This is a genomic window from Enterobacter sp. Li2LvB3 (genome assembly GCF_056156645.1).
Map to the genome: position 1 here is coordinate 118,408 of NZ_JBSICG010000001.1, position 23,147 is coordinate 141,554.

The 23,147-nt window shown below is 52.5% G+C and carries 19 protein-coding genes and 2 tRNA genes; 12 read left to right on the forward strand and 9 right to left on the reverse strand.

The window, feature by feature from the left end:
- Positions 1-216: 216 nt before the first annotated feature.
- Complete coding sequence (gene ldtA / locus ACS603_RS00520; protein WP_182061632.1) at positions 217-1,116, forward strand: L,D-transpeptidase; 900 nt, start codon at positions 217-219, stop codon at positions 1,114-1,116.
- Between the two features lie 106 nt (positions 1,117-1,222).
- Here ldtA and ACS603_RS00525 read toward each other — a convergent pair.
- Positions 1,223-1,298, reverse strand: a tRNA-Asn gene (locus tag ACS603_RS00525).
- 322 nt (positions 1,299-1,620) lie between these two features.
- Here ACS603_RS00525 and nac point away from each other — a divergent pair.
- Complete coding sequence (gene nac / locus ACS603_RS00530; protein WP_315686096.1) at positions 1,621-2,538, forward strand: nitrogen assimilation transcriptional regulator NAC; 918 nt, start codon at positions 1,621-1,623, stop codon at positions 2,536-2,538.
- 96 nt (positions 2,539-2,634) lie between these two features.
- Entirely contained in the window at positions 2,635-3,585 is a 951-nt protein-coding gene (cbl, locus tag ACS603_RS00535; RefSeq protein ID WP_182061631.1) for an HTH-type transcriptional regulator Cbl, read from the forward strand.
- Between the two features lie 104 nt (positions 3,586-3,689).
- On the opposite strand, the gene ACS603_RS00540 is transcribed toward cbl, so the two are convergent.
- From ACS603_RS00540 to ACS603_RS00555, 4 genes are all read right to left on the reverse strand, one after another.
- Positions 3,690-3,765 (reverse strand) — tRNA-Asn (locus ACS603_RS00540).
- Positions 3,766-3,865: 100 nt separating this feature from the next.
- Positions 3,866-4,663 carry a DgsA anti-repressor MtfA gene (gene mtfA / locus ACS603_RS00545; RefSeq protein WP_315686095.1) on the reverse strand — a complete coding sequence of 266 codons (798 nt, stop codon included), beginning with the start codon at positions 4,661-4,663 and terminating at the stop codon, positions 3,866-3,868.
- Positions 4,664-5,058: 395 nt separating this feature from the next.
- A complete protein-coding gene (gene fumA, locus ACS603_RS00550) occupies positions 5,059-6,708 on the reverse strand; it encodes a class I fumarate hydratase FumA (protein ID WP_182061600.1) in 1,650 nt (549 codons plus the stop codon).
- Positions 6,709-6,760: 52 nt separating this feature from the next.
- Positions 6,761-8,269, reverse strand: a complete 1,509-nt coding sequence (locus ACS603_RS00555; RefSeq protein ID WP_220458423.1) for an anion permease — start codon at positions 8,267-8,269, stop codon at positions 6,761-6,763.
- A gap of 611 nt (positions 8,270-8,880) precedes the next feature.
- Between ACS603_RS00555 and ACS603_RS00560 the strand changes: the two genes are divergently transcribed.
- Together ACS603_RS00560 and ACS603_RS00565 are read left to right on the forward strand one after the other, a co-directional pair.
- The gene (locus ACS603_RS00560) at positions 8,881-11,658 is read left to right on the forward strand and encodes a flavocytochrome c (RefSeq protein WP_474943581.1); all 2,778 of its coding nucleotides are present in this window, start codon (positions 8,881-8,883) and stop codon (positions 11,656-11,658) included.
- Between the two features lie 114 nt (positions 11,659-11,772).
- Positions 11,773-12,735, forward strand: a complete 963-nt coding sequence (locus tag ACS603_RS00565; protein ID WP_474943582.1) for an FAD:protein FMN transferase — start codon at positions 11,773-11,775, stop codon at positions 12,733-12,735.
- Here ACS603_RS00565 and dcuR read toward each other — a convergent pair.
- Together dcuR and ACS603_RS00575 are read right to left on the reverse strand one after the other, a co-directional pair.
- The gene (gene dcuR / locus ACS603_RS00570) at positions 12,716-13,435 is read right to left on the reverse strand and encodes a two-component system response regulator DcuR (RefSeq protein ID WP_182061597.1); all 720 of its coding nucleotides are present in this window, start codon (positions 13,433-13,435) and stop codon (positions 12,716-12,718) included. The genes ACS603_RS00565 and dcuR overlap by 20 nt on opposite strands.
- Positions 13,432-15,060: a sensor histidine kinase gene (locus tag ACS603_RS00575; RefSeq protein WP_182061596.1), complete on the reverse strand. Its 1,629-nt coding sequence runs from the start codon at positions 15,058-15,060 to the stop codon at positions 13,432-13,434. The genes dcuR and ACS603_RS00575 overlap by 4 nt, the downstream gene beginning before the upstream one ends.
- A 163-nt stretch (positions 15,061-15,223) precedes the next feature.
- Between ACS603_RS00575 and ACS603_RS00580 the strand changes: the two genes are divergently transcribed.
- Positions 15,224-16,087: an N-acetylmuramic acid 6-phosphate etherase gene (locus ACS603_RS00580; protein WP_182061595.1), complete on the forward strand. Its 864-nt coding sequence runs from the start codon at positions 15,224-15,226 to the stop codon at positions 16,085-16,087.
- A gap of 58 nt (positions 16,088-16,145) precedes the next feature.
- Here the strand turns inward: ACS603_RS00580 and ompC are convergent, their stop codons facing one another.
- The gene (ompC, locus tag ACS603_RS00585; RefSeq protein ID WP_474943583.1) at positions 16,146-17,252 is read right to left on the reverse strand and encodes a porin OmpC; all 1,107 of its coding nucleotides are present in this window, start codon (positions 17,250-17,252) and stop codon (positions 16,146-16,148) included.
- A gap of 625 nt (positions 17,253-17,877) precedes the next feature.
- Here ompC and drpB point away from each other — a divergent pair.
- From drpB to ACS603_RS00605, 4 genes are all read left to right on the forward strand, one after another.
- Positions 17,878-18,147 (forward strand): cell division protein DrpB, encoded by a 270-nt coding sequence (gene drpB, locus ACS603_RS00590; RefSeq protein WP_182061593.1) that lies wholly within the window; start codon positions 17,878-17,880, stop codon positions 18,145-18,147.
- A 51-nt stretch (positions 18,148-18,198) separates the two neighbouring features.
- On the forward strand, positions 18,199-18,900 hold the full coding sequence (locus tag ACS603_RS00595) for a phosphohydrolase (protein WP_182061592.1): 702 nt from the start codon (positions 18,199-18,201) through the stop codon (positions 18,898-18,900).
- Between the two features lie 61 nt (positions 18,901-18,961).
- Complete coding sequence (locus ACS603_RS00600) at positions 18,962-20,377, forward strand: DNA cytosine methyltransferase (protein ID WP_474943629.1); 1,416 nt, start codon at positions 18,962-18,964, stop codon at positions 20,375-20,377.
- A complete protein-coding gene (locus tag ACS603_RS00605) occupies positions 20,358-20,861 on the forward strand; it encodes a very short patch repair endonuclease (protein WP_474943584.1) in 504 nt (167 codons plus the stop codon). The genes ACS603_RS00600 and ACS603_RS00605 overlap by 20 nt, the downstream gene beginning before the upstream one ends.
- Here the strand turns inward: ACS603_RS00605 and yedA are convergent.
- The gene (gene yedA / locus ACS603_RS00610; RefSeq protein ID WP_182061589.1) at positions 20,821-21,735 is read right to left on the reverse strand and encodes a drug/metabolite exporter YedA; all 915 of its coding nucleotides are present in this window, start codon (positions 21,733-21,735) and stop codon (positions 20,821-20,823) included. The two genes, ACS603_RS00605 and yedA, sit on opposite strands and share 41 nt — an antisense overlap.
- 178 nt (positions 21,736-21,913) lie before the next feature.
- Between yedA and ACS603_RS00615 the strand changes: the two genes are divergently transcribed.
- Entirely contained in the window at positions 21,914-22,825 is a 912-nt protein-coding gene (locus ACS603_RS00615; protein ID WP_409050240.1) for a DUF808 domain-containing protein, read from the forward strand.
- A gap of 78 nt (positions 22,826-22,903) precedes the next feature.
- Positions 22,904-23,086, forward strand: coding sequence for a YodC family protein (locus tag ACS603_RS00620; protein WP_014070867.1), 183 nt, complete (start codon positions 22,904-22,906; stop codon positions 23,084-23,086).
- Positions 23,087-23,147: the final 61 nt, after the last annotated feature.

Here is a 23,147-nt window from a genome sequence, read left to right on the forward strand (position 1 = left end):
TGTACTGATTTTAATTATTGGTATAAGAAAAGGTTACTCACATTGCATCCGTCATATTGGCGGAACATATGAGACTACCGCGACAGGGGGCATGAGGAAACTGATTTTATTTCCTGATGATTCACAAAAAGTGCCCATAATGAGGCGCTGCGGGACGGTAAGAACAATAAAAAAGACTATACTTATCTGATACGTGGAACGACTGAGGAAGGGATTATGCGTCGTGTAAGTTTGTTTGGTTGTATTGCTGCTTTAATGGTCAGTCAGAGTGCGCTGGCGTTAAGTTACCCGTTGCCCCCAGAAGGAAGCCGGCTGGTGGGGAGCACGCAGGTTATTACCGTTCCACATGGCAGTACCTTGCCGCTTGAAGCGTTTGCTGCGCAATACGATCAGGGGCTCAGCAATATGCTGGAGGCCAACCCGGGCGCGGATCCGTTTTTACCCAGAGCAGGTTCACAACTTATTATTCCCCAGCAGCTGATCCTGCCAGATACGGTACGGGAAGGGATTGTGGTGAATGTGGCAGAGATGCGTCTGTACTACTACCCACAAGGCGGTAACACCGTTGAGGTGCTGCCTATTGGGATTGGCCAGGCCGGACGTGAAACACCGCGTAACTGGGTGACATCCGTGCAACGTAAACAGGTGGGGCCGACCTGGTCGCCGACACCGAATACGCGCCGGGCCTATGCTCAGGAAGGCAAAACCCTGCCAGCCTTTGTGCCCGCCGGCCCTGATAATCCGATGGGTCTGTATGCCATTTATATTGGCAGAATGTATGCAATACATGGCACGAATGCCAATTTTGGTATCGGGCTGCGCGTGAGCCAGGGCTGCATTCGTCTGCGCAACAATGATATCAAATACCTGTTCGACCAGGTTCCGGTCGGGACGCGCGTTCAGATAATCGATCAGCCGGTCAAAATGACCACCGAACCGGATGGCAGTCGCTGGCTGGAAGTGCACGAGCCGTTGTCGCGTAATCGTGCGGAATTTGAATCAACAAATAAAGTGCCGCTGCCTATCTCCTCTGCCATGCGTGCAGAGCTTAACAATGAGGGGGCTGCCAGCGTGCTGGAACGTCGCTCCGGGATGCCAGTGAAGATTGGACCCTGACGTTGCGGATAGCTTCTGTAGGCCGGGAAAGGTGAAGCCGCCACCCGGCAGTTTTACAGAACGCAGAAAAGCAAAAAGCCTGCTTTAAAAGCAGGCTTTTCAAATTTGGCTCCTCTGACTGGACTCGAACCAGTGACATACGGATTAACAGTCCGCCGTTCTACCGACTGAACTACAGAGGAATCGTGTGAACGGGGCGCATATTATCGATGTCAGTTACCCTTGTCAAAGGGTGGATCACCACCTTTTGATCGTTTGCTGACAAAATCAGCAAAGTGGTGTTTTTGACAACGGGTTGCACCGTTATAGTGCAAACATACCCCTTATGGGGCAGATCCTAAACCGCTGTTTCGGTAATAAAACTGACACTGACGATTAGATTTCCTTATTTTCAGGCGTTTAGCAGACATATCAGACCTCTTATAAAAACTGGCATTCATATTGCAAAAACCTCTTCAACAATTAGAGCCAGTACCGGCACTGCATTATCGAACAGGGGGCAAAATGAACTTAAGACGACTGAAATACTTCGTAAAAATCGTCGATATCGGCAGCCTGACCCAGGCCGCGGAAGTGTTGCATATCGCGCAGCCTGCGCTGAGTCAGCAGGTGGCCACTCTGGAAGGTGAGATGGATCAGCAACTGTTGATCCGTACAAAGCGTGGCGTGACGCCAACCGAAGCCGGCAAGATCCTTTATACCCACGCACGTACGATTCTGCGCCAGTGTGAACAAGCACAACTGGCTGTGAATAACGTGGGCCAGACGCTGAGCGGACATGTCTCTATTGGGCTGGCGCCAGGCACTGCCGCTTCTTCTATTACCATGCCGCTGTTGCAGGCAGTACGCTCCGAATTACCTGACGTGCTGGTTTATCTGCACGAAAACAGTGGTTCGGTGCTGAATGAAAAACTGCTGGGCGGGCAGCTGGATATGGCTGTGCTGTATGATCGCTCCCCGGTTGCCGGTATCACCAGCCAGCCGCTGCTGAAAGAAGATCTGTACCTGGTGGGAACCCGTGATTGCCCGGGGCAGAGCATTGACCTGACCGCCGTCGCGGAGATGAATCTCTTCCTGCCGCGTGATTACAGCGCCGTGCGTGTCCGTGTGGATGAAGCGTTTTCTCTGCGCCGTCTGACGGCAAAAATCATCGGTGAAATCGACTCAATCTCCACGCTGACGGCTGCCATTGCCAGCGGAATGGGGGTTACCGTGTTGCCAGAATCAGCGGCTCGCTCACTGTGCACCGCAGCGAATGGCTGGATGGCGCGGATCACGACACCATCCATGAGCTTACCGCTGTCGCTGAATATGTCCGCGCGGGGCTCTTTGTCGCCGCAGGCGCAGGCAGTAAAAGAGATCCTGATGTCTCTGGTGAGCAAACCGTCGCTGGAAAACCGCGAGCTGCAACTCGTAAGCTGATATTCCATAAAAGCATAAGATGCTGGTTTTTATTATTTGTTCTGCGGGTCAGCTAACTCTAACAATAGAGCTATGTCAGATGCGCCGGAGTGAATCGTGAATTTCCAGCAACTTAAAATTATCCGTGAGGCAGCGCGGCGGGATTACAACCTGACCGAAGTTGCCAACATGCTTTATACCTCTCAGTCCGGCGTCAGCCGCCATATCCGCGAGCTGGAAGAGGAGCTTGGGATTGAGATCTTTATTCGTCGTGGTAAGCGTCTGCTTGGTATGACGGAGCCCGGTAAAGCGTTACTGACCATCGCTGAGCGAATTCTCAACGAGGCCAGTAACGTTCGCCGCCTGGCCGATCTCTTCACCAACGACGCTTCCGGTGTGCTGACCATTGCCACTACCCACACCCAGGCACGTTACAGTTTGCCGCCGGTGATTAAAGCGTTTCGCGAACTTTTCCCTGATGTGCGTCTGGAGCTTATCCAGGGTACGCCTCAGGAAATTGAAGTATTGCTGCAAAACGGCGGGGCAGATATCGGGATTGCGAGTGAGCGTCTGAGTAACGATCCGCTGCTGGTGGCCTTCCCGTGGTTCCGCTGGTATCACAGTCTGCTGCTGCCGGTTGACCATCCGCTTAATCAGGTTTCGCCGCTGACTCTCGAAGAGATCGGCAAATGGCCGCTTATTACCTATCGACAAGGGATTACCGGGCGTTCACGTATTGATGAGGCGTTCAACCGCAAAGGGTTGACGCCGGACGTGGTGCTGAGCGCGCAGGACTCCGACGTGATCAAAACCTATGTTGAGCTGGGGCTGGGGATCGGCCTTGTGGCGGAGCAGTCCGGCGGTGAGCGTGAGGTGGGAAATCTTGTGCGCCTCGATACCCGTCATCTGTTCGATGCCAACACCGTCTGGCTCGGCCTGAAACGCGGGCAGCTACAGCGAAACTATGTGTGGCGGTTTATCGAGCTATGCAATGCGGGGCTGTCGGTGGATGAGATCAAACGCCAGGTGATGGAGCCAGAAGAAGTGGCGATTGATTATCAGATTTAGCCAGATTAGGGTTCACCAGGCCGGGTAAAGCGAAGCCGCCACCCGGCAGTTTTACGGAACGCAGAAAAGCAAAAAGCCTGCTTTAAAAGCAGGCTTTTCAAATTTGGCTCCTCTGACTGGACTCGAACCAGTGACATACGGATTAACAGTCCGCCGTTCTACCGACTGAACTACAGAGGAATCGTGTGAACGAGGCGCATGTTAATGGCCTCTCTAATTTGTGTCAACACTAAAATTAACATGCTGATTCAAATGATTAATTAAGCTTCAAAATGTTGTTTTAGTGTACTTGAGTGGATGAATTGCCACCATACTCGCTATTTTTACGTAAACGCTGTAACGGATCTTGCTGGTAAAAATGGCAAAAGCGCTGCCACAGGGCCGGGAAACGCGGTGCAAAAAGCTCGGGGGCGCTGAAAAAATACTCCGACAGCACGGCGAAACACTCCGCAGGATCGGTAGCTGCATAGGCATCGATGCTGGCGGCGCTCTCACCAACCAGATCAATTTCATCCTGAATATTATCCATCGCCGCGTGCAGGTCGTGTTCCCATCCCGCCACTTCGCGTAAGGGTATCAGCGGTACGCCGCTAGCCCGGTCGCCGTTGCGGGTATCAAGCTTATGCGCCACTTCATGAACAATAAGGTTAAACCCGGATGCATCGAAAGAGTCCTGGATATCCATCCAGTTGAGGATAATTGGCCCTTGCTGCCAGCTTTGCCCCGACTGCACGACACGCTGGTTATGCACCAGCCCGATATCATCCTGCCATTCGTCATCAACAACAAACGGCGCCGGGTAAATCAGCACCTCGTGGAATCCATCGAGCCACTCGATGCCGAGTTCCAGAACCGGTAAGCAGAAGAGCAGGGCGATACGCGAACTTTTCAGCGCATCCAGTTCAAATCCCTGAAGTGCAACCAGGCGTTTTTGCTGCAAGAAACGATCGGCAAGCTGAACCAGTCTTGCCTGGTCGTCCGGCGGGAGATTAGCCAGTAGAGGGATAGCCAGCGCTTCATCCCAGGGCAGCGCCGTATTTCGACCTGCATCATTCGATTTCCAGGGCCACTTAATCATCGCTTTGCTCGCAAACTCGTTACTTGAACAAAATTGGAAGGTCAGGTCTGTTAACATGCCAAACAATCCGGCATGGTGGCAACCACCAAAACAGGGTTGCCAGAGCGTCTGAACGGATTTGTGTTGATAACCAGAGTAGAGGTTACGCTACCGGAAGGATAAATTCCCCTCTCTTTGCCAGTGTTGCTTCAAACTTATCAGCCTGATCCTGTCTCACGTTACGATGCCTTTTTTATCATGTCATCTGCTGGTTAGCACCCAATTTTATCCCTTTGAGTTCACACAATTAGCAACAAGCGAAGGGGACTTTTATATGAAAGCGATGGGAATAAAAAAGCCTGCGGGAGCAGGCTTTTGAATAGTGCAGTCTGTTTTACCAGGTTACGCGATGGTGCTTAACGCTGCGTACAACCCGCGCACTGTTTGTTCTGGATCTGCTGGAAGAAGTCATTACCTTTGTCATCCACCAGAATGAACGCCGGGAAGTTTTCCACTTCGATTTTCCAGATAGCTTCCATGCCCAGTTCCGGGTACGCCACGCATTCCAGGCTCTTAATGCTGTTTTGCGCCAGTACCGCTGCCGGGCCGCCGATGCTGCCGAGGTAGAAGCCACCGTGTTTGTGGCAGGCATCGGTCACCTGCTGGCTGCGGTTACCTTTTGCCAGCATGATCATGCTCGCGCCATGCGATTGCAGTAAATCCACGTACGAGTCCATTCGGCCAGCGGTGGTTGGGCCTAACGAGCCGGAGGCATAGCCTTCAGGTGTTTTCGCCGGGCCTGCATAGTAGATCGGATGATCTTTTACGTATTGCGGCAGTTCTTCGCCATTGTCGAGCAACTCTTTCAGTTTGGCGTGGGCGATATCGCGCGCCACGATGATGGTACCGTTCAAAGACAAGCGTGTAGACACTGGATGAGCAGAAAGCTGTGCCAGGATCTCGGTCATTGGCTTATCCAGGTTAATGCTGACCACCTCGCCTTCGCCCTGCTGGCGGAGTGCATCAGGAATGTACTGGCCTGGGTTATGTTCCAGTTTTTCAATCCAGATACCGTCGCGGTTGATTTTCGCTTTGATGTTACGGTCTGCGGAGCAAGAGACGCCCATGCCAATTGGGCAAGAAGCACCGTGACGCGGCAGGCGGATCACGCGGATATCGTGGGCGAAGTACTTGCCGCCAAACTGCGCGCCAAGCCCCAGGTTTTGCGCTTCCTGCAACAGTTCCTGTTCGAGCTGAATATCGCGGAACGCCTGGCCGTGTTCGTTGCCTTCAGTTGGCAAACCATCGTAGTAACGGGTGGACGCCAGCTTCACGGTTTTCAGGGTGCTTTCAGCAGAAGTCCCGCCGATAACGAAGGCAATATGATAAGGAGGACAGGCCGCTGTACCCAGGGTACGCATCTTCTCGACCAGGTAATTTTTCAGTTTCGCCGGGGTGATCAGCGCTTTGGTTTCCTGGTACAGATAGGTTTTGTTGGCTGAACCGCCGCCTTTTGCCATGCACAGGAATTTGTACTCGTCGCCATCAACGCTATAAAGATCGATCTGCGCAGGCAGGTTGGTACCGGTATTCACCTCTTTATACATATCCAGCGCGGCATTCTGTGAATAACGCAGGTTGTCTTCAATATAGGTGTTATACACGCCCTGGCTGAGTGCGGCCTCATCGCCGCCGCCGGTCCAGACGCGCTGGCCTTTTTTACCCATAATGATTGCCGTGCCGGTGTCCTGGCAGGTTGGCAATACGCCTTTGGCGGCGATCTCTGAGTTACGCAGGAATTGCAGCGCGACGTACTTGTCGTTTTCGCTCGCCTGTGGATCGTTCAGGATAGCGGCGACCTGCTTCTGGTGAGACGGGCGCAGCATAAAGGCGGCATCGTGGAAGGCCTGCTGTGCCAGAAGAGTCAGGGCTTCAGGCTCAACTTTGAGGATTTCCTTTCCATCGAACTCACTAACAGAAACGTGCTCTTTGGTCAGCAGATAGTATTCGGTATCGTCGTGCGCGAGAGGGAAGGGGTTCTGGTAGTAAAAGGGTTTGTTTGACATAACTTGCTCCACAAAAATTAAACCGCCGGAGGATTGGTCCGGCGGTCAGAAATCAGAACATCATGGACATCCACGGATAACCAATCAGCAGCAGGGCTGCCAGGAAGATGGCACCGAAGATAGTGCCCAGGCGCCAGTAGTCTTTGGTTGGCAGGTAACCACTACCGTAATAAATCGGGCTTGGGCCAGTACCGTATGGGGTGATGATCCCCATGATACCCAGTGACGTCACCATCAGCAGGACAAACACTTCCATATTCATGCCCGGAATGGTGGAGGCGATGGTCAGCATCGCTGGCAACAGAGCCGTGGTGTGCGCGGTGGTGCTGGCAAACAGGTAGTGCAGCAGATAGAACGCCAGCAGCAGAACGATAGTTGCAACACCCGGAGAGATGCCGCTCATCAGCTGGCCACCTTCTTTACCCAGCCAGCTGATAAAGCCGGTTGAGGAAAGTCCATCGGCCAGTGCGACCAGGGTGGCAAACCAGACGAAGGTGTTCCATGCGGCTTTGTTACCGGTGATGTCGTTCCATTCCAGTACGCCAGTCCACAGCATCAGACCCACGATTAACAGGGCAGCCATTGCCGGTTCGATCCACGCAGCAGCGAAGATCCACATCAGCAGTGCACAGCACACGAACACCAACAGCAGGATTTCATTACGGGACAGTTTGCCCAGTTTTTCCAGTTCACGGCTTGCCCACAGCGGCACTTCGTCGTTCACTTTGACTTCTGGTGGGTAGAACCAGTAGGCCAGCAGTGGCATCACCATAATCAACAGCACGCCCAGCGGCAGGAAGGCGATGAACCAGGTACCCCAGGAGATGTTAATCCCTACGGTGCTTTTCACCAGCGCCAGCGCCAGCAGGTTAGGTGCCAGAGCAGAAAGGAACATAGAACTGGTGATACAGGCCGCAGTGATCGCCACCCACATCAGGTACGAACCAATTTTACGCGCGCTTGGGTCATTAGGTTTTGAACCATACAGCGGCGGCAGGTTAGCGATGATAGGGTAGATTGTGCCGCCGCTACGTGCGGTGTTGGATGGCGTAAACGGTGCCAGCAGCAAGTCCGCGAATGTGATGGCGTAACCGAGCGTCAGGCTGCGACGGCCCAGATACTTCACCAGAATCAGCGCCAGACGGCGACCGAAGCGGGTTTTGTCATAACCTGCTGCAAACATGAAAGCACCGAAAATCAGCCAGACGGTCGAGTTACCGAAACCGCTCACCGCCCATTTAAAGGAGGCGCCCGCCAGTTTGAATTTAGGGTCGGCCAGTTGTTCAGGGCTAAAAAGCACCCACTGGCTGCACAGGGCAATAGCCACGACACCCGTCAGGCCGATAACGGCGCCTGGCAGGGGTTCGAAGATTAACCCCACGATCACGCCCACAAAGATAGCGAAGTAGTGCCATGCATAAGGTGGCAACCCTTCAGGAACGGGAACAAACAGAAGCAGCACGGCAACGATAATTGGCAGAGCCATCATCAGCAGACGTTTTGCGTTTCCGTCTGTTGCCTTACTCGCCACCGGGGGCGTTACAGCAGTTTTTGTATTCATAATTTCACGTCTTAAGTTGTCAAAAATTCGGTTTATGCAGAAATGACAAATTCGCTTTCTTTAGTTTCTTTGCTTTTTTTAGTTATTAAAGGTGCGTTTTTGTAATTTCATTAATAACGACTCAACGCATTTCTGGATGCGTTAAATTAAAAAATGATGATGTTTATATATTGCGCCTTTGGATGCCAGGTCTGTTGATCGCGATCAATAAAATAGAATCGCAGGAGTATTTTTAATCTTTCGCAAATAACCCTATAGAGCTATGTGGATATTATTGGTTTTATTATTTAAATTGTTTCTTTTTGATAACATTCGAGATGGGTTATTTTGGTTATTTTGTTGTTTTTGTTGGGTTTTATGTGTGTTGCTCAGGTGCTGATTGGTAAGTGAAAGGTTAACGGTGTTTAAATTATTGTGAATAAAGTAATTTATATTACTAACACCAATGTGTTATTAATGTTACCGAAGGGATTAAATAGTTTTATAACTAACGTAATAGCTTTAGAAACTAAAAAAATCATTATATTAATATCATGACATCGGCATAAAAAATCGAAATAAAACTGAGCCCGATAACGAATTCTTAAATTTTAAAGTTTGGAGTTTCTATTATGAGTACTAACGAACGCATCCTTAGCCCTTTCACTCTGCCAAACGGTACTGAACTTAAAAACCGCTTATTAATGGCTCCGATGACAACCTGTACCGGCTATTACGATGGTACGGTAACCAGCGAGTTGGTGGAGTACTATCGGGCACGCTCCGGCAGCATCGGTACCATCATTGTTGAATGCTGCTTTATCGACGATCTTGGGCTTGCCTTCCCGGGCGCTATCGGTATCGATAACGACGAAAAAATCGCCGGCCTGGCAAAAATCGCCGAGGCGATCAAATCCAATGGTTCTAAAGCGCTTCTTCAGATTTACCACGGCGGCCGTATGGTCGACCCAAAACTGATCGGCGGGCGTACACCGGTTGGGCCGAGCGCAGTTGCCGCGCCGCGCGAGGGCGCCGCAACCCCGGTTGCCCTGACCACCGAAGAAGTGGAAGGCATGATCGGCAAGTTTGGTGAAGGCGTACGTCGTGCGATTCAGGCGGGTTTTGATGGCGTCGAAATCCATGGTGCAAATACCTACCTGATCCAGCAGTTTTACTCCCCGAACTCTAACCAGCGTACTGACGAGTGGGGTGGCAGCCGCGATAACCGCGCGAAATTCCCGCTGGCCGTACTGGAGATAACCCATAAAATGGTACGCCAGTACGCGGATGACGCGTTCATTATTGGCTACCGTTTCTCGCCTGAAGAGATGGAAGTCCCTGGCATCCGTTTTGATGACACCATGTACCTGCTGGAAAAACTGGCGGCCCGTGGTGTGGATTATCTGCACTTCTCCGTGGGGGCAACGCTGCGCCCGTCAATTGTCGACACGCAAGACCCAACCCCACTTATCGAAAAATACTGCGCGATGCGTTCCGACACGCTGGCACAAATCCCGGTCATGGGCGTGGGCGGTGTGGTGAATGCCGCTGATGCTAATAACGCCATAGACAAGGGTTACGATCTGATTGCCGTTGGTCGTGCGACCATCGCGTATCCTGACTGGACCGACCGTATTGCTGCCGGTGAAACCCTTGAGCTGTTTATGGACAGCACCCAACGCGAAGCGCTGAGCATCCCGGAACCGCTGTGGCGCTTCTCGCTGGTGGAAGCGATGATCCGCGATATGAGCATGGGCGAATCAAAATTCAAACCGGGCATGTTCGCTGAAAAAGTGCAGGACGATGTAAACGAGTTGATGATTAACGTCAGCCTCGAAACGGACCGTATTGCGGACATCGAACTGGCGTTCGGCCCGAGCCAGGACGTGGAGTTTGTAACCAGTTTTGAAGAGATCCGCTCCCGTATTCTGGATGCCAACACCCCGCATGTGGATGCCATCACTGGTGCCACCAGCCAGAGCGAAGCGGTGAAAAAAGCTGTTTCCAAAGCAATGCTCAAATCCAGCAAAGCACTGGCAGCGGAAGAAGGTGCCGACCCAAACGAAACCAAATCTGTTGATGTGGTGGTTATCGGCAGCGGTGGCGCAGGCCTGGCGGCGGCGATTCAGGCGCATGATGAAGGTGCGAGTGTACTGATTGTCGAAAAAATGCCAACCATCGGCGGTAACACCATTAAAGCGTCTGCCGGGATGAACGCAGCGGAAACCCGCTTCCAGCGTGTGAAAGGCATTCAGGACAGCAAAGAGCTGTTCTACCAGGAAAGCCTCAAAGGCGGCGGCAACAAGAACAACCCGGAACTGCTGCGTCGCTTTGTGGAAAACGCGCCAGAGGCGATCGAATGGCTGGCAACCCGCGGCATCATGCTCAACGACATCACCACCACCGGTGGGATGAGCATTGACCGTACTCACCGTCCGAAAGATGGTTCTGCGGTGGGCGGATATCTGATAAGCGGCCTGGTGCGTAACGTCACCAAACGCAACATCGACGTGATGCTGGATACCTCCGTCAGTGACATCATTTTCGAAAACGGCGAAGTGACCGGTGTACGCCTGACAACCGAGGATAACGAAACCGTCACCGTGGCCACCAAAAGCGTAATTGTCGCCACCGGCGGCTTCAGCGCCAACAGCCAGATGGTCGTGAAATACCGTCCGGATCTGGAAGGTTTCGTGACCACTAACCATAAAGGTGCAACAGGTGGCGGTATCGCGCTGCTGGAGCGTATCGGCGCTGGTACTGTTGATATGGGCGAAATTCAGATCCACCCGACCGTTGAGCAGAAAACCTCTTACCTGATTTCCGAATCCATCCGTGGTGGCGGTGCGATTCTGGTGAACCAGCAGGGGAACCGCTTCTTCAATGAAATGGAGACGCGCGATAAAGTCTCTGCCCAGATTATTGCCCTGCCTGAAAAATACGCTTACATCGTCTTTGATGAGCATGTCCGTGCGAAAAACAAAGCTGCTGATGAGTATATCGCCAAAGGTTTCGTCACCAGTGCCAGCTCACCAAAAGCCCTGGCTGAAACCTTAGGAATGGATTATCACGCTTTCCTGGCAACGCTCGAACGCTATAACGGCTTTGTTGAAAAACAGCACGATGATGACTTCGGCCGTACCACCGCACTGCGTGCGCCAATCAACGAAGGGCCATTCCATGCCATTCAGATTGCGCCGGGCGTACACCATACGATGGGTGGCGTAACCATCAACACCGAAACCTGTGTGCTGGACAACGACTACCAGGTTATCCCGGGGGCATTCGCCGCAGGTGAAGTGGTTGGCGGTATCCACGGTGGTAACCGTATTGGGGGGAACGCAGTGGCAGATATCATTATTTTTGGTACGCTTGCCGGACATCAGGCAGCGATGCGTTCGAAAATGTAATGGCCTCATGCCCGGTAGCTCTGTGCTTACCGGGCATGAAACGTACAAATGGCACCTGACCCGTAGGCCGGATACGCGTTGCGCATCCGGCATGTCAACCAAGGAGCCCTGTCCATGCCGTCTGCCAATCGTGTCTACAGTTATTCCGCCGTGCTGATGGGTTCGCCCATCCTTCTGAAACTTTTTTCCCACGACGAGGCGCTTGCCTCCCGCGTTTTCCGTTTAATCAAACAGTATGAAGATTTGCTCACCGTAAACCGCGCGCAATCTCAGGTGATGGATATCAACCATGCGGCCGGGCGTCACCCGGTTTCCGTCAGCCAGCCTGTATTTGAACTTATTCGCTGCGCAAAAGCCGCCAGCCTGTACCCGGGAAGTGCCTTTAATCTGGCGATCGGCCCGCTGGTGAAACGCTGGAAAATTGGTTTTAAGGGCGACACCGTACCACCAGCTGACGACATTGCTTCACTGCTTTCGATTACCCGGCCCGAAGATGTCCTGCTTGATGAGGCAAACAGCAGCGTATGGCTGGCCAAAGCGGGAATGGAAATTGACCTGGGTGCCATCGCCAAAGGGTATATCGCCGACAGGGTGCGCGATTACCTGCGTAAAGAGGGCGCAGACCTGGGGCTGATTAACCTGGGCGGCAACATCCAGACGCTGGGATCGCCGGAAGGCGGCTGGAGCGTGGGGCTGAAAAAACCGTTTGCCGCGGATGAACTGATTGGCTCGATGGACGTCGAGAATATGTCCGTTGTGACTTCCGGAACGTATGAGCGTTACTTTGAGCAAGACGGTAAACGTTATCACCATATTCTTGACCCGCACACCGGTTATCCGCTGGATAATGAGCTGGACAGCGTGACGATTGTTTCAAAGAACTCTATCGACGGCGATATCTGGACTACGCTGATGTTTGGCATGGGGATTGAGAAGGGCTGCGTGGCGTTGCGGGCGCGGCCTGACATTGAAGCCATCTTCGTCACGAAAGCGAAAGAGGTGGTTTTCTCATCTAAACACCTCTTCCGCTTTACCTTGCTGGATAACGATTACCGCGTTACTGACAGTACTGTCTGAGCAGGCCAATCTGTTCCGGCTGGAGCCGGTAGCGATACACCGGACGCCCCGTTGCGCCGTAGTGAATGCTGGTGAACAGAATGGTGATTTGCGCCAGCCAGATGAGGTATTTGCGGCACGACACCCGCGAAATATTCACTGCGTTTGCCAGGTCGTCGGTTGAAAACTCCATATCCGGGTGGCCGTCGATCCACTGACAAATGGTGCGCAACGTCTGTGGAGTTAAACCTTTCGGCAGACGCTTGCTGTCTGCCAGTTCCGGCGCGCCACCATGCAGCAGCCGATCAACATCCGCCTGTTCATAATACTGGTGCGATCCCATCAGGCTGTGTTTCGCCTTCCAGCCATTCAGCGCCTCTTCAAAACGCGGGAACTGGAACGGTTTAATCAGGTAATCCACCACGCCGTAATGCATGGATGTCTGGATCGTCACCGCATCGGATGCTGAAGAGATCATGATGACGTCAATCTGGCGACCAGATGCGCGAATGACAGGCAGGAGATCCAGCCCGTTATCCTGCTGCATGTAGACGTCCAGCAGCACCAGATCGATAGGCTGAGCCGGATTATTAATATACGCCTCGGCCTGGTTGAGCGTGGAGGCGACGCCGCAGCAGCTAAATCCTTCAACGCGGTTAACATACAGACGGTTGAGGTCGGCTACCATGGCATCATCATCGACAATTAATACATTTATCACGCGATATTCCTCTCGCTATCCCAGGGGATCTGAACAAAAAATTGGGTAAAAACGCCAGGTTCCGACTCGACGGTGATGTCTCCGCCGAGGTTGTGGATCTGCTGGCGAGCAAGGAACAGCCCAACACCACGGTTTTCACCTTTCGTTGAGTAGCCTTTATTAAAAATATCTTCCAGCCGCACGGGGTCAATTCCGGGGCCGTCATCGCTAACTTCACAGCTGAGCCAGCCATTCTGGTAGTGCAGTAGCAGGCTAATTTCGCCTTCGCGCTGGCCCGTCATCGCATCCAGTGCATTTTCAATCAAATTACCGAGCACGGTAATGAGCACCGCGACCTGTTCTTCGTTGGTGCAATCCGGGAGCAGACACTCATCGGCCAGGGTCAGGGTAAAACCGGCCTCCTTGGCGCGATTAATTTTGCCCAGTAAAAAGCCCGCGATCACCGGGGACTTAATCTTGCCCTGAATCGCGCCGATGTCAGTCTGGTAATTTTGCGCGGTCTGGATAATGTACTCTTCCAGTTTGTCGTAACGCTTCATGTGCAGCAAACCCAGGATAACATGCAGCTTATTCATAAACTCGTGGGTATGGGAACGCAGGGCATCGACGTAGTTGACCATGCCGTCAATGCGTTGCATCAACTGGCTGATTTCAGTCTTATCACGGAAAGTGCTGATGGCCCCAATCACCTGATTCTGGCTCTTAACAGGCACCATATTACAGAGCAGCAAACGGCCGTTGCAGCTGATCTCCTGATCCTGACGGGCAACCCCGGTTTTTGACACCTCTCTCAGGCTTGCCAGCAGAGGGGAGTGGGGTGGTTCACCCGAGTTTTCAGCGGATTGACCCGATGGCAGCAGCAAAATCTGCCGGGCTGCGTGGTTTATCATCGTGACCCGTCCGTGAATGTCGACGGCGACAACTCCTTCACGCAAGGACTGTAACATCGCCTGACGTTGCTCAAACAGCGCGGAGATTTCATAAGGCTCCAGACCAAACAGAATACGCTTCAGGACGCGGACCAGGCCCCAGATCCCAAGAGAGCTCATCAGGATACTGAACAGGATGGTCCAGAGGGCATTTTGCCGCCCGCGCGTGATTTGCTCTTCAACTTTATTGAGTGAAATCCCCACCACGACAACGCCAATCTGTTCGTGTTGCGCATCATAGATGGGGGTAAACACACGCAGCGCCTCTGCGAGTACGCCCCGATTGACGGAGACATTCTCTTTTCCCTCCAGCGCCGGGGTCAGGTCATCCCCGATAAAATGTAGCCCTAAGAGCGCTTCGTTCGGGTGAGAGTACCGAATCCCCCGCATGTCGGTCACGACCGTGAACAGCAGATCGTTGCGCTGCGTGATGGCCTGCGCAATGGGCTGAATGATATCGGCCTGCGGCGGTTGCATCAGCCCGCGCTTGACCTCCGGGCTGTCGGCCAGCGTTCTGGCAATCCCCAGGGCGGTATCTTTAACATCATCGCGCGTTGCCCTGGTGATTTGCACAGAATAGAGCGCGAACACGACCAGCAGTACCGATCCGATAATGGCGCAGACCATCAGGGTGACCAGTGTGTTCAGCTTCATGGGGCGCTTGCGCGTCAGGGGAAAAGGCTGCAAATCGCTCATCAACACTCCGCGATGAATAAGAAAGGGCTAATTATCGCCGATGACGGGCGTTTCTTAAAGCTATGTAAAACTTGCCTTTGCTCCTCTTTTCGTGAACCTCCTCGCATGTCATCTATATAAAACCCTTTATAGTGTGTGTGAACTCATAATAAGGAGGCTGTTTATGAGCACTATGCTTACCGGTTCAGTCAAGGAAAGACGGCATTCCAGCACGATCAACATTGATAGATTATCCACGCTGGACATGCTGCAAGTCATTCACCAGGAAGACGCAAACATCTCCTCTGCCATTACCCCATTTTTAAACACCATTGCCCGCGTGGTTGATAACGCTGCGGCAACCCTGAGCCATGGCGGCCGCCTGGTGATTGTGGGGGCGGGGCCTTCCGGGCGGGTAGCAGAACAGGCGGCGAAAGAGTATGCACCAGGCAAGCATCCCGTTATTGCCCTTACGGCGGGTGACGGCGCCGGAAATTATGAACGGGGTGTGGCCGAACTCCAGGCAATCAAATTTGGCGAGCACGATATGATGTTGGCCCTGACCGTCAGCGGTAAAACGCCGTGGGTGTGGGGAGCAATGCGACACGCCTGGTCGTTGGGGTCGCCGCTGGCGGTCATCACCAGCGATGCGCAAAGTGAAGCGGCACAGCTGGCGAGCATGGTGATCGCACCTGAGCTGGGCGCTGATGTGGTGGCGGGTTTTAGCAACACTAAAGCCGGGATCGCCCAGAAAATGATCCTTAATATGGTGACCACCGGTCTGGCGGTTCGTAGCGGGCGCGTTTACAGCAATCTGCGGGTGGATCTTGAAGCCAGTAGTACCAAATGGACAGAACGGCAAATTGCAATCGTGATGGAAGCGGGCGGCTGTACCCGGGCGGTAGCGAAAGCCGCGCTGGAAAGCTGCAATCACAACTGTAAAACCGCCGTGCTGATGGTGCTGACCGGCCTGGATGCGTGGAATGCCCATGAACTGCTTTCACAGAATAATGGATTTATTCGGGTGGCCTTGCAGGAAGCGCCTTAATCACTAAAGCGTGAGACAAAAAAGCCCGCAAGAAGCGGGCTTTGGTGTTTTTGGGGGATTAGAACTGGTAAACCATACCGATACCCACAACGTCATCAGTGCTGATGCCGTTGGCGCTGTAGAAGGCATCGTCTTCATCCAGCAGGTTAATTTTGTAATCAACGTAGGCTGACATGTTTTTGTTGAAGTAGTAGGTTGCTGCTATATCGGTGTATTTCACCAGGTCTTTGTCATTCCCGAACGCGGAGTTCAGGTCTTTACCTTTAGACATCAGGAAAGCAACGGATGGACGCAGACCAAAGTCAAACTGGTATTGAGCCGTGATTTCGACGTTCTGGGTTTTGTTTGCAACGCCGAAGTCACCGTAAGGGGTCATGTTACGGGTTTCTGCGTACATGGCGGCCAGGTAGATATCGCGAGCATCGTACTTCAGGCCAACGGTCCAGACGTCAGCTTTGTCACCACCAGCGTTGGTGTTACGCACCTGTTCGTTGGTTCGGTCAGAAGAGGCATATGCAGCACCAGCGCTGAAACCTTCTGCGAAATTATAGGTAGAGGAGATACCCCAGCCATCGCCGTTCTGGAAACGAACGCTGCGGCCGTTGTTGGTGCCTTCCTGGTTGTTTGAAGGGCTTTCGTTATTGCCCTGGTATTGAATGGCAAAATCCAGACCTTCAACGGCACCGAAGAAATCGGTATTACGGTAGGTAGCCACACCGTTAGCACGGCCAACCATAAAGTTGTCAGTCCAGGTGTAAGTATCACCACCGAACACTGGCAGCATATCGGTCCAGGATTCGACATCGTATACCACGCCGTAGTTACGGCCATAATCGAATGAGCCGTACTCTGCATACTTCAGGCCCGCAAATGCCAGGCGGGTAAAGGCATTAGCACCTGAGTTTTCAGTATTGTTAGCGTATGATTTGTATTCCCACTGGCCGTAGCCCGTAAGTTCGCTGTTGATTTGGGTTTCGCCTTTGAAACCAATCTGCACATAAGTCCCGTCACCGTCATCACCGACGTTGTCGGAGAAGGTATGGCGAGCGTCTACTTTGCCGTAGAAATCAACTTTATTACCGTTTTTGTTGTAAATTTCAGCCGCATTTGCTGCGCCTGCGATTAACATTGCGGGTACAAGAATTGCCAGAACTTTTCTTTTCATTATATATTCCCTATAAATATAGATTCTATGAATATACGTAATCACCCTCCGTAATTACAGCGTCGATACTATTCTATGTGATGTGAAATTCGTTCAAAAATAAATGTAATTAAATGATTGTTTTTATTTCAATATATTTCTATTTATCTCTTTATTTTTCAAATATATGAGTGCTGGAAAAGTATTTTCATGAGTTATGCTTATATTTTCATGGTGTTATGTGTTGTCTGTGAGTTGCGGTTATTGATTTTGTAAATGAGTTAGAACGAATTTTGGGCTTTGGTATTTGTATTTTGTATGTATTTATTCGAGGTTTTAAAACACGTTCATTAAATATCTCATTGAAATAAATGGCTATAAAAAATAGGTGATGGAAGAAAAACGTTTTCTGCTGTAATTGTATTTTACGCAAACGATTTAAATGAAGGGGAATCGGAATTTGTGCCTTCACCATGCAAAGTGGCAAGCGCGGTGTGGGAAATTTGTCTGAGATCAACTTAACGCAAACTGAGGTGCAGAAAGTGCCGCCAGAGCCAGCATTCAGCGAAAAAATGTGATAAAAATCACAAAAACGAATGTGCGATGTGAAATCGGTAACGTAGCGACCGTGAAACTGGGGTTGAGAATGGAACAAAAAAACGATCGTAGCCTGGGAGGCAAACTGGCCCTGTGGGTGTTCTATGCATTTTGTGGATATTTCATGTGGGCCATGGTCCGCTATGTGTGGGTTGTCAGTAAAATTCCTGCCGTGTCGTGTGCCGTTGTGGAGGGCGATTTAGGGTCAACCAGCGGTAAATGGCTTGGCGCATTCCTGGGGTTTTTAGTTCTGGGTGCTGTTGGCCTGATTCTGGGTGGGATTGCCTGGTACACGCGTCCCCGTGCCGACAGGCCGTGATAGCCGTACGGAAAGTTGCTATTGTAGCCGTTTTGGCGACAGGACAAGATTATGGAACTTGCGCAGTGGCAACGCCGCTTCGAAAGCTGGCTGGAGCAACATCATTCTACCGATGATACCGCACATGATATCTCGCACTTTCGCCGGGTCTGGCTGACGGCGCAGAAGATGATGGTGAACGAGGCCGTCGATCCGCTGGTGGTGCTCACCTCATGCTATTTCCATGACATTGTCAGCCTGCCAAAAAATCACCCTGAACGCAGCCAGTCCTCAGCGCTTGCGGCACGCAAGGCACGCCAGATCCTGGCGGACGATTTCCCTGATTTTCCGCCAGAGCGCTACAGTGCCGTGGAACATGCAATAGAAGCGCACAGCTTTAGCGCCGGGATCGCGCCTCGCACTCAGGAGGCGAAAATTGTCCAGGATGCTGACAGGCTTGAAGCACTTGGCGCCATTGGCCTGGCGCGTGTTTTTGCCGTATCGGGGGCATTAGGCGTGCCATTGTTTGATGCTAATGATCCCTTTGCCGATTCACGTACGTTGAATGACAAAGCCTTTGCACTGGATCATTTCCAGACCAAACTGCTGCGTCTGCCCGAAACCATGCAAACGGAAATCGGGCGCGACATGGCACGTCACAATGCCGATTACCTGATTCAGTTTATGGCGAAACTGAGCGCCGAATTACAGGGCGACTGCCTGGGTGTCGACAGCCAGGTGCAGAGCCGCTTCCGTCGCAGTTTGCAGGCCTGAACTGTGGTAATCTGTTTCCAGTCTTTATTGTCCGGTTAAAAGAATGCAGGAAAATCGATCAGTGACTGAACCCGCGCCAGCGCAGGCGGCGAAATCTACGGTAGCTGTGCAGGCATTACTGCGTCAGTTGCTGGATATCTATGATGCAAAAAGCCTGGCAAACCAGCTGGAGGCTTACGGTGAAAGCCACTGGAGCCCGGCAATACTGAAAAGACTGCTGACCAGCGAGCGGGCGGGGCATCGTCTGAGCGACGGCGAATATCGCTATCTGCAAAATTTGCTTCCGCGCCCTCCGGCTGCACACCCGAACTATGCTTTCCGTTTTATCGATCTCTTTGCCGGTATCGGCGGTATCCGGCACGGTTTTGAAGCCATTGGCGGCCAGTGCGTGTTTACCAGCGAATGGAACAAACATGCCGTGCGCACCTATAAAGCGAACTGGTATTGCGATCCTGCCAGCCACCAGTTTAATGCCGATATCCGCGAAGCGACCCTGAGCCATAAAGACGGTGTAACCGATAAAGACGCTGCTGAACATATACGCCAGACCATCCCGGAACATGATGTGCTGCTGGCGGGCTTCCCGTGCCAGCCGTTTTCGTTAGCCGGGGTGTCGAAGAAAAATGCGTTAGGACGCGCCCACGGCTTTGCCTGCGACACCCAGGGGACGCTGTTTTTTGATGTGGCCCGTATTATTGATGCCCGCCGTCCGGCCATTTTTGTGCTGGAAAACGTGAAGAATTTAAAGAGCCACGATGGCGGGAAAACCTTCCGTATCATCATGCAAACGCTCGATGACCTTGGTTACGATGTGGCGGATTCACAGGATATGGGAGCCGACGATCCGAAAATTATCGATGGCAAACATTTCCTGCCGCAACATCGTGAGCGCATTGTGCTGGTGGGATTCCGTCGCGACCTTAATCTGAAGGGGGATTTCACCCTGCGGGATATCCCGTCTTTGTATCCGGCGCGTCGTCTAACCGTTGCTGAACTGCTGGAGCCTGCTGTGGACGCGAAGTTCATCCTGACGCCAGTGCTGTGGAAGTACCTCTATCGCTATGCCAAAAAGCACCAGGCCAAAGGTAATGGCTTCGGCTTCGGTATGGTTAACCCGAAAGAGCCGGGCAGTGTGACCCGTACTTTATCGGCCCGCTATTACAAAGATGGCGCAGAGATCCTCATCGACCGTGGATGGGATAAAACACTGGGCGAGAAGGATTTTGACGACCCGCAGAACCAGCTTCACCGGCCGCGCCGTTTAACTCCACGCGAGTGCGCCCGGCTGATGGGTTTTGAAACACCGCAAGGGTATAACTTCCGTATTCCGGTGTCCGACACCCAGGCGTATCGTCAGTTTGGTAACTCGGTGGTAGTTCCGGCGTTTGCTGCGGTAGCAAAATTGCTGGCATCACGCATCAGACAGGCCGTTGCGCTTCGTGAGAGTGAGACCGTCAATGACGGATGTGCACAATAAGGCCACCCGCAGCAAAAATATGCGTGCCATCGGCACGCGTGATACCGCAATCGAAAAACGGCTGGCAGGGTTGCTGACTCAGGCAGGGTTTGATTTTCGGGTTCAGGATGCCGCGCTTGCGGGGCGTCCTGATTTCGTTATCGATCTCTACCAGTGCATCATCTTTACCCACGGTTGTTTCTGGCATCACCACAACTGCTATCTGTTCAAAGTGCCTGCTACCCGCACCGATTTCTGGCTGGACAAAATTTGCAAGAATGTGGCGCGCGACACGCGCGATATCGGGCTGCTTATCTCGCAAGGATGGCGGGTGCTGGTGGTGTGGGAATGCGCATTACGCGGCAAAATGAAGCTGGATGATGCAGGGCTTACCGAGCGTCTGGAAGAGTGGATCTGCGGCGGCGGTCAGGCCGCGCAGATAGACACTCAGGGCATTCACCCTTTTACAGTTTATCCGCCTCACAAGGCGTCACCACAGGTTTAGCGGGCAGCAAATACTTGCCTAATGTCACCAGCACAACCGCCATAATAATCACCCCTAACGCCAGCCATTCAACTGGCGACAGTGTCTCGCCCGCGAATCCCGTTCCCAGCAATACGGCCACAACCGGGTTGACGTAGGCATAGCTGGTTGCCACGGCAGGCGAAACATTACGGATCAGGAACATATATGCGTTGATGGCGATAATGGAGCCAAACAGAGCCAGATACCCTACGGCCAGGAAACCTGATAAATCCGGCATTGCTGTCAGTTTTTCACCTGAAATCATGGAGGCGATGAACAGCACAACACCTGCCGCGAGCATCTCAATCGCACCTGCCATCATGCCGGACGGCAATTCGATGCGGGAGCCATAAACGGAACCGAACGCCCAGCTCATAGAGCCAATCAGAATAAGAATTGCCCCCCACGGATTTCCGCTCAGATTGCCGCCGCTGTTAAGCAGAATAATCCCCGCAAGCCCGATACCAATTCCCATCCATTCCAGTTTACGGGTCCGGATACCGAAAAGACGACTAAAGCACAGCGTAAACAGCGGCACTGTGGCCACGACCACCGCAGCGATGCCGGATGGCACATTCTGGTGTTCTGCCACGGTTACAAAACCATTACCCACGGCCAGCAACAGTACGCCAATCAGGGCCGCATTTAACATCGGGCGCAGAGGCGGGAGTTTATGCCCACGCAGCAATAAAAAGGCCGTCAGCAGCACGCCCGCCGAGAGAAAACGCGTACCCGCCATCATCAGGGGGGGCCAGCTTTCCACACCGATACGAATGACAAAATAGGTGGAACCCCAGATGATATACAGTGAAAAAAGCGCTCCAAGGAGCGGTAACAGGTGCCGGAAACGCATAGTCCCTCACGACGAAATAAAAAGGTCGCTGATAGTAAACGTGAAAACTATCTCGCTGGCGAGCCCTTTAATTGTGTAGTTGATGTGAATTTTTTGTTGACTTGAGGTGCCTGTTCCAGGGTTTTGGCTTTTGCTCCATACTATTCACTTAATTACCAAAAAAAGAAGGATAGAGATTTTGGCAGGAAGTAGCTTGTTAACATTGCTGGACGATATTGCCACCTTGCTGGATGACATTTCGGTCATGGGAAAACTGGCGGCAAAAAAGACCGCCGGCGTCCTGGGGGATGATTTATCGCTGAATGCCCAGCAGGTGACCGGGGTGCGGGCAAACCGTGAATTGCCGGTTGTCTGGGGCGTGGCAAAGGGATCGTTTATTAACAAAGTGATCCTGGTGCCGCTGGCGCTGCTGATTAGTGCCTTCATTCCGTGGGCCATTACACCGCTATTGATGGTGGGGGGGGCGTTTCTCTGTTTTGAGGGCGTGGAAAAGGTCCTGCATTCATTTGCGTCCCGAAAAGAAAATGAGACGCCACTGGCGCGCCAGCAACGTCTGGAGGCGCTTGCCGCTCAGGACCCGACGGCTTTCGAGCGCGATAAGATCAAAGGCGCCATTCGTACCGACTTTATTCTGTCGGCGGAAATCGTGGCGATTACGCTCGGGATTGTCTCTGAATCGCCGCTGCTTAATCAGGTGCTGATCCTCTCTGGTATCGCGATTCTGGTGACCGTGGGGGTGTATGGTCTGGTGGGGATTATCGTCAAACTGGACGATATGGGCTACTGGCTGGCCGAGAAGTCGAGCGTTATTGCGCAGACAGTTGGTAAAGGGTTACTGGTGCTGGCGCCGTGGCTGATGAAAATATTATCGGTTGTGGGTACCCTGGCTATGTTCCTTGTGGGGGGCGGGATTGTGGTACACGGCATTGCGCCACTTCACCACGCTATTGAACAGTTTGCCTCGGGACAAGGAGCCATTGCGGCGGCGGTTGTACCGACTCTGGTAAATCTGGTACTGGGATTTATCATCGGTGGCGTGGTGGTCGCGGTGGTAAAACTGGTCGAAAAGATGCGTGGAACGTCGCACTAATTGTTACCTTCTCAGGGATGCAAAAAGGCCATTCCTCGTCTAAATTGAAACAGTTTCACCCTGATACAGGAGGCAGGTATGGTCTTTTTGGTCAGTGATGAAGTTAAGCCCAAGAATGGCGGTCCACGCATGATTGTCACCGGATATTCCAGCGGAATGGTGGAGTGTCGGTGGCATGATGGTTACGGTATCAAGCGGGAGGCTTTTCGTGAGGACGAGCTATTGCCTGGTGAAGGCCGGCAAAAGCGCGACAAGGCTTAATCACGTAACGCCCGGCCTCGCCGGGCGTTTTTACAGATAAGCAGGTAAATCGTACTGCACG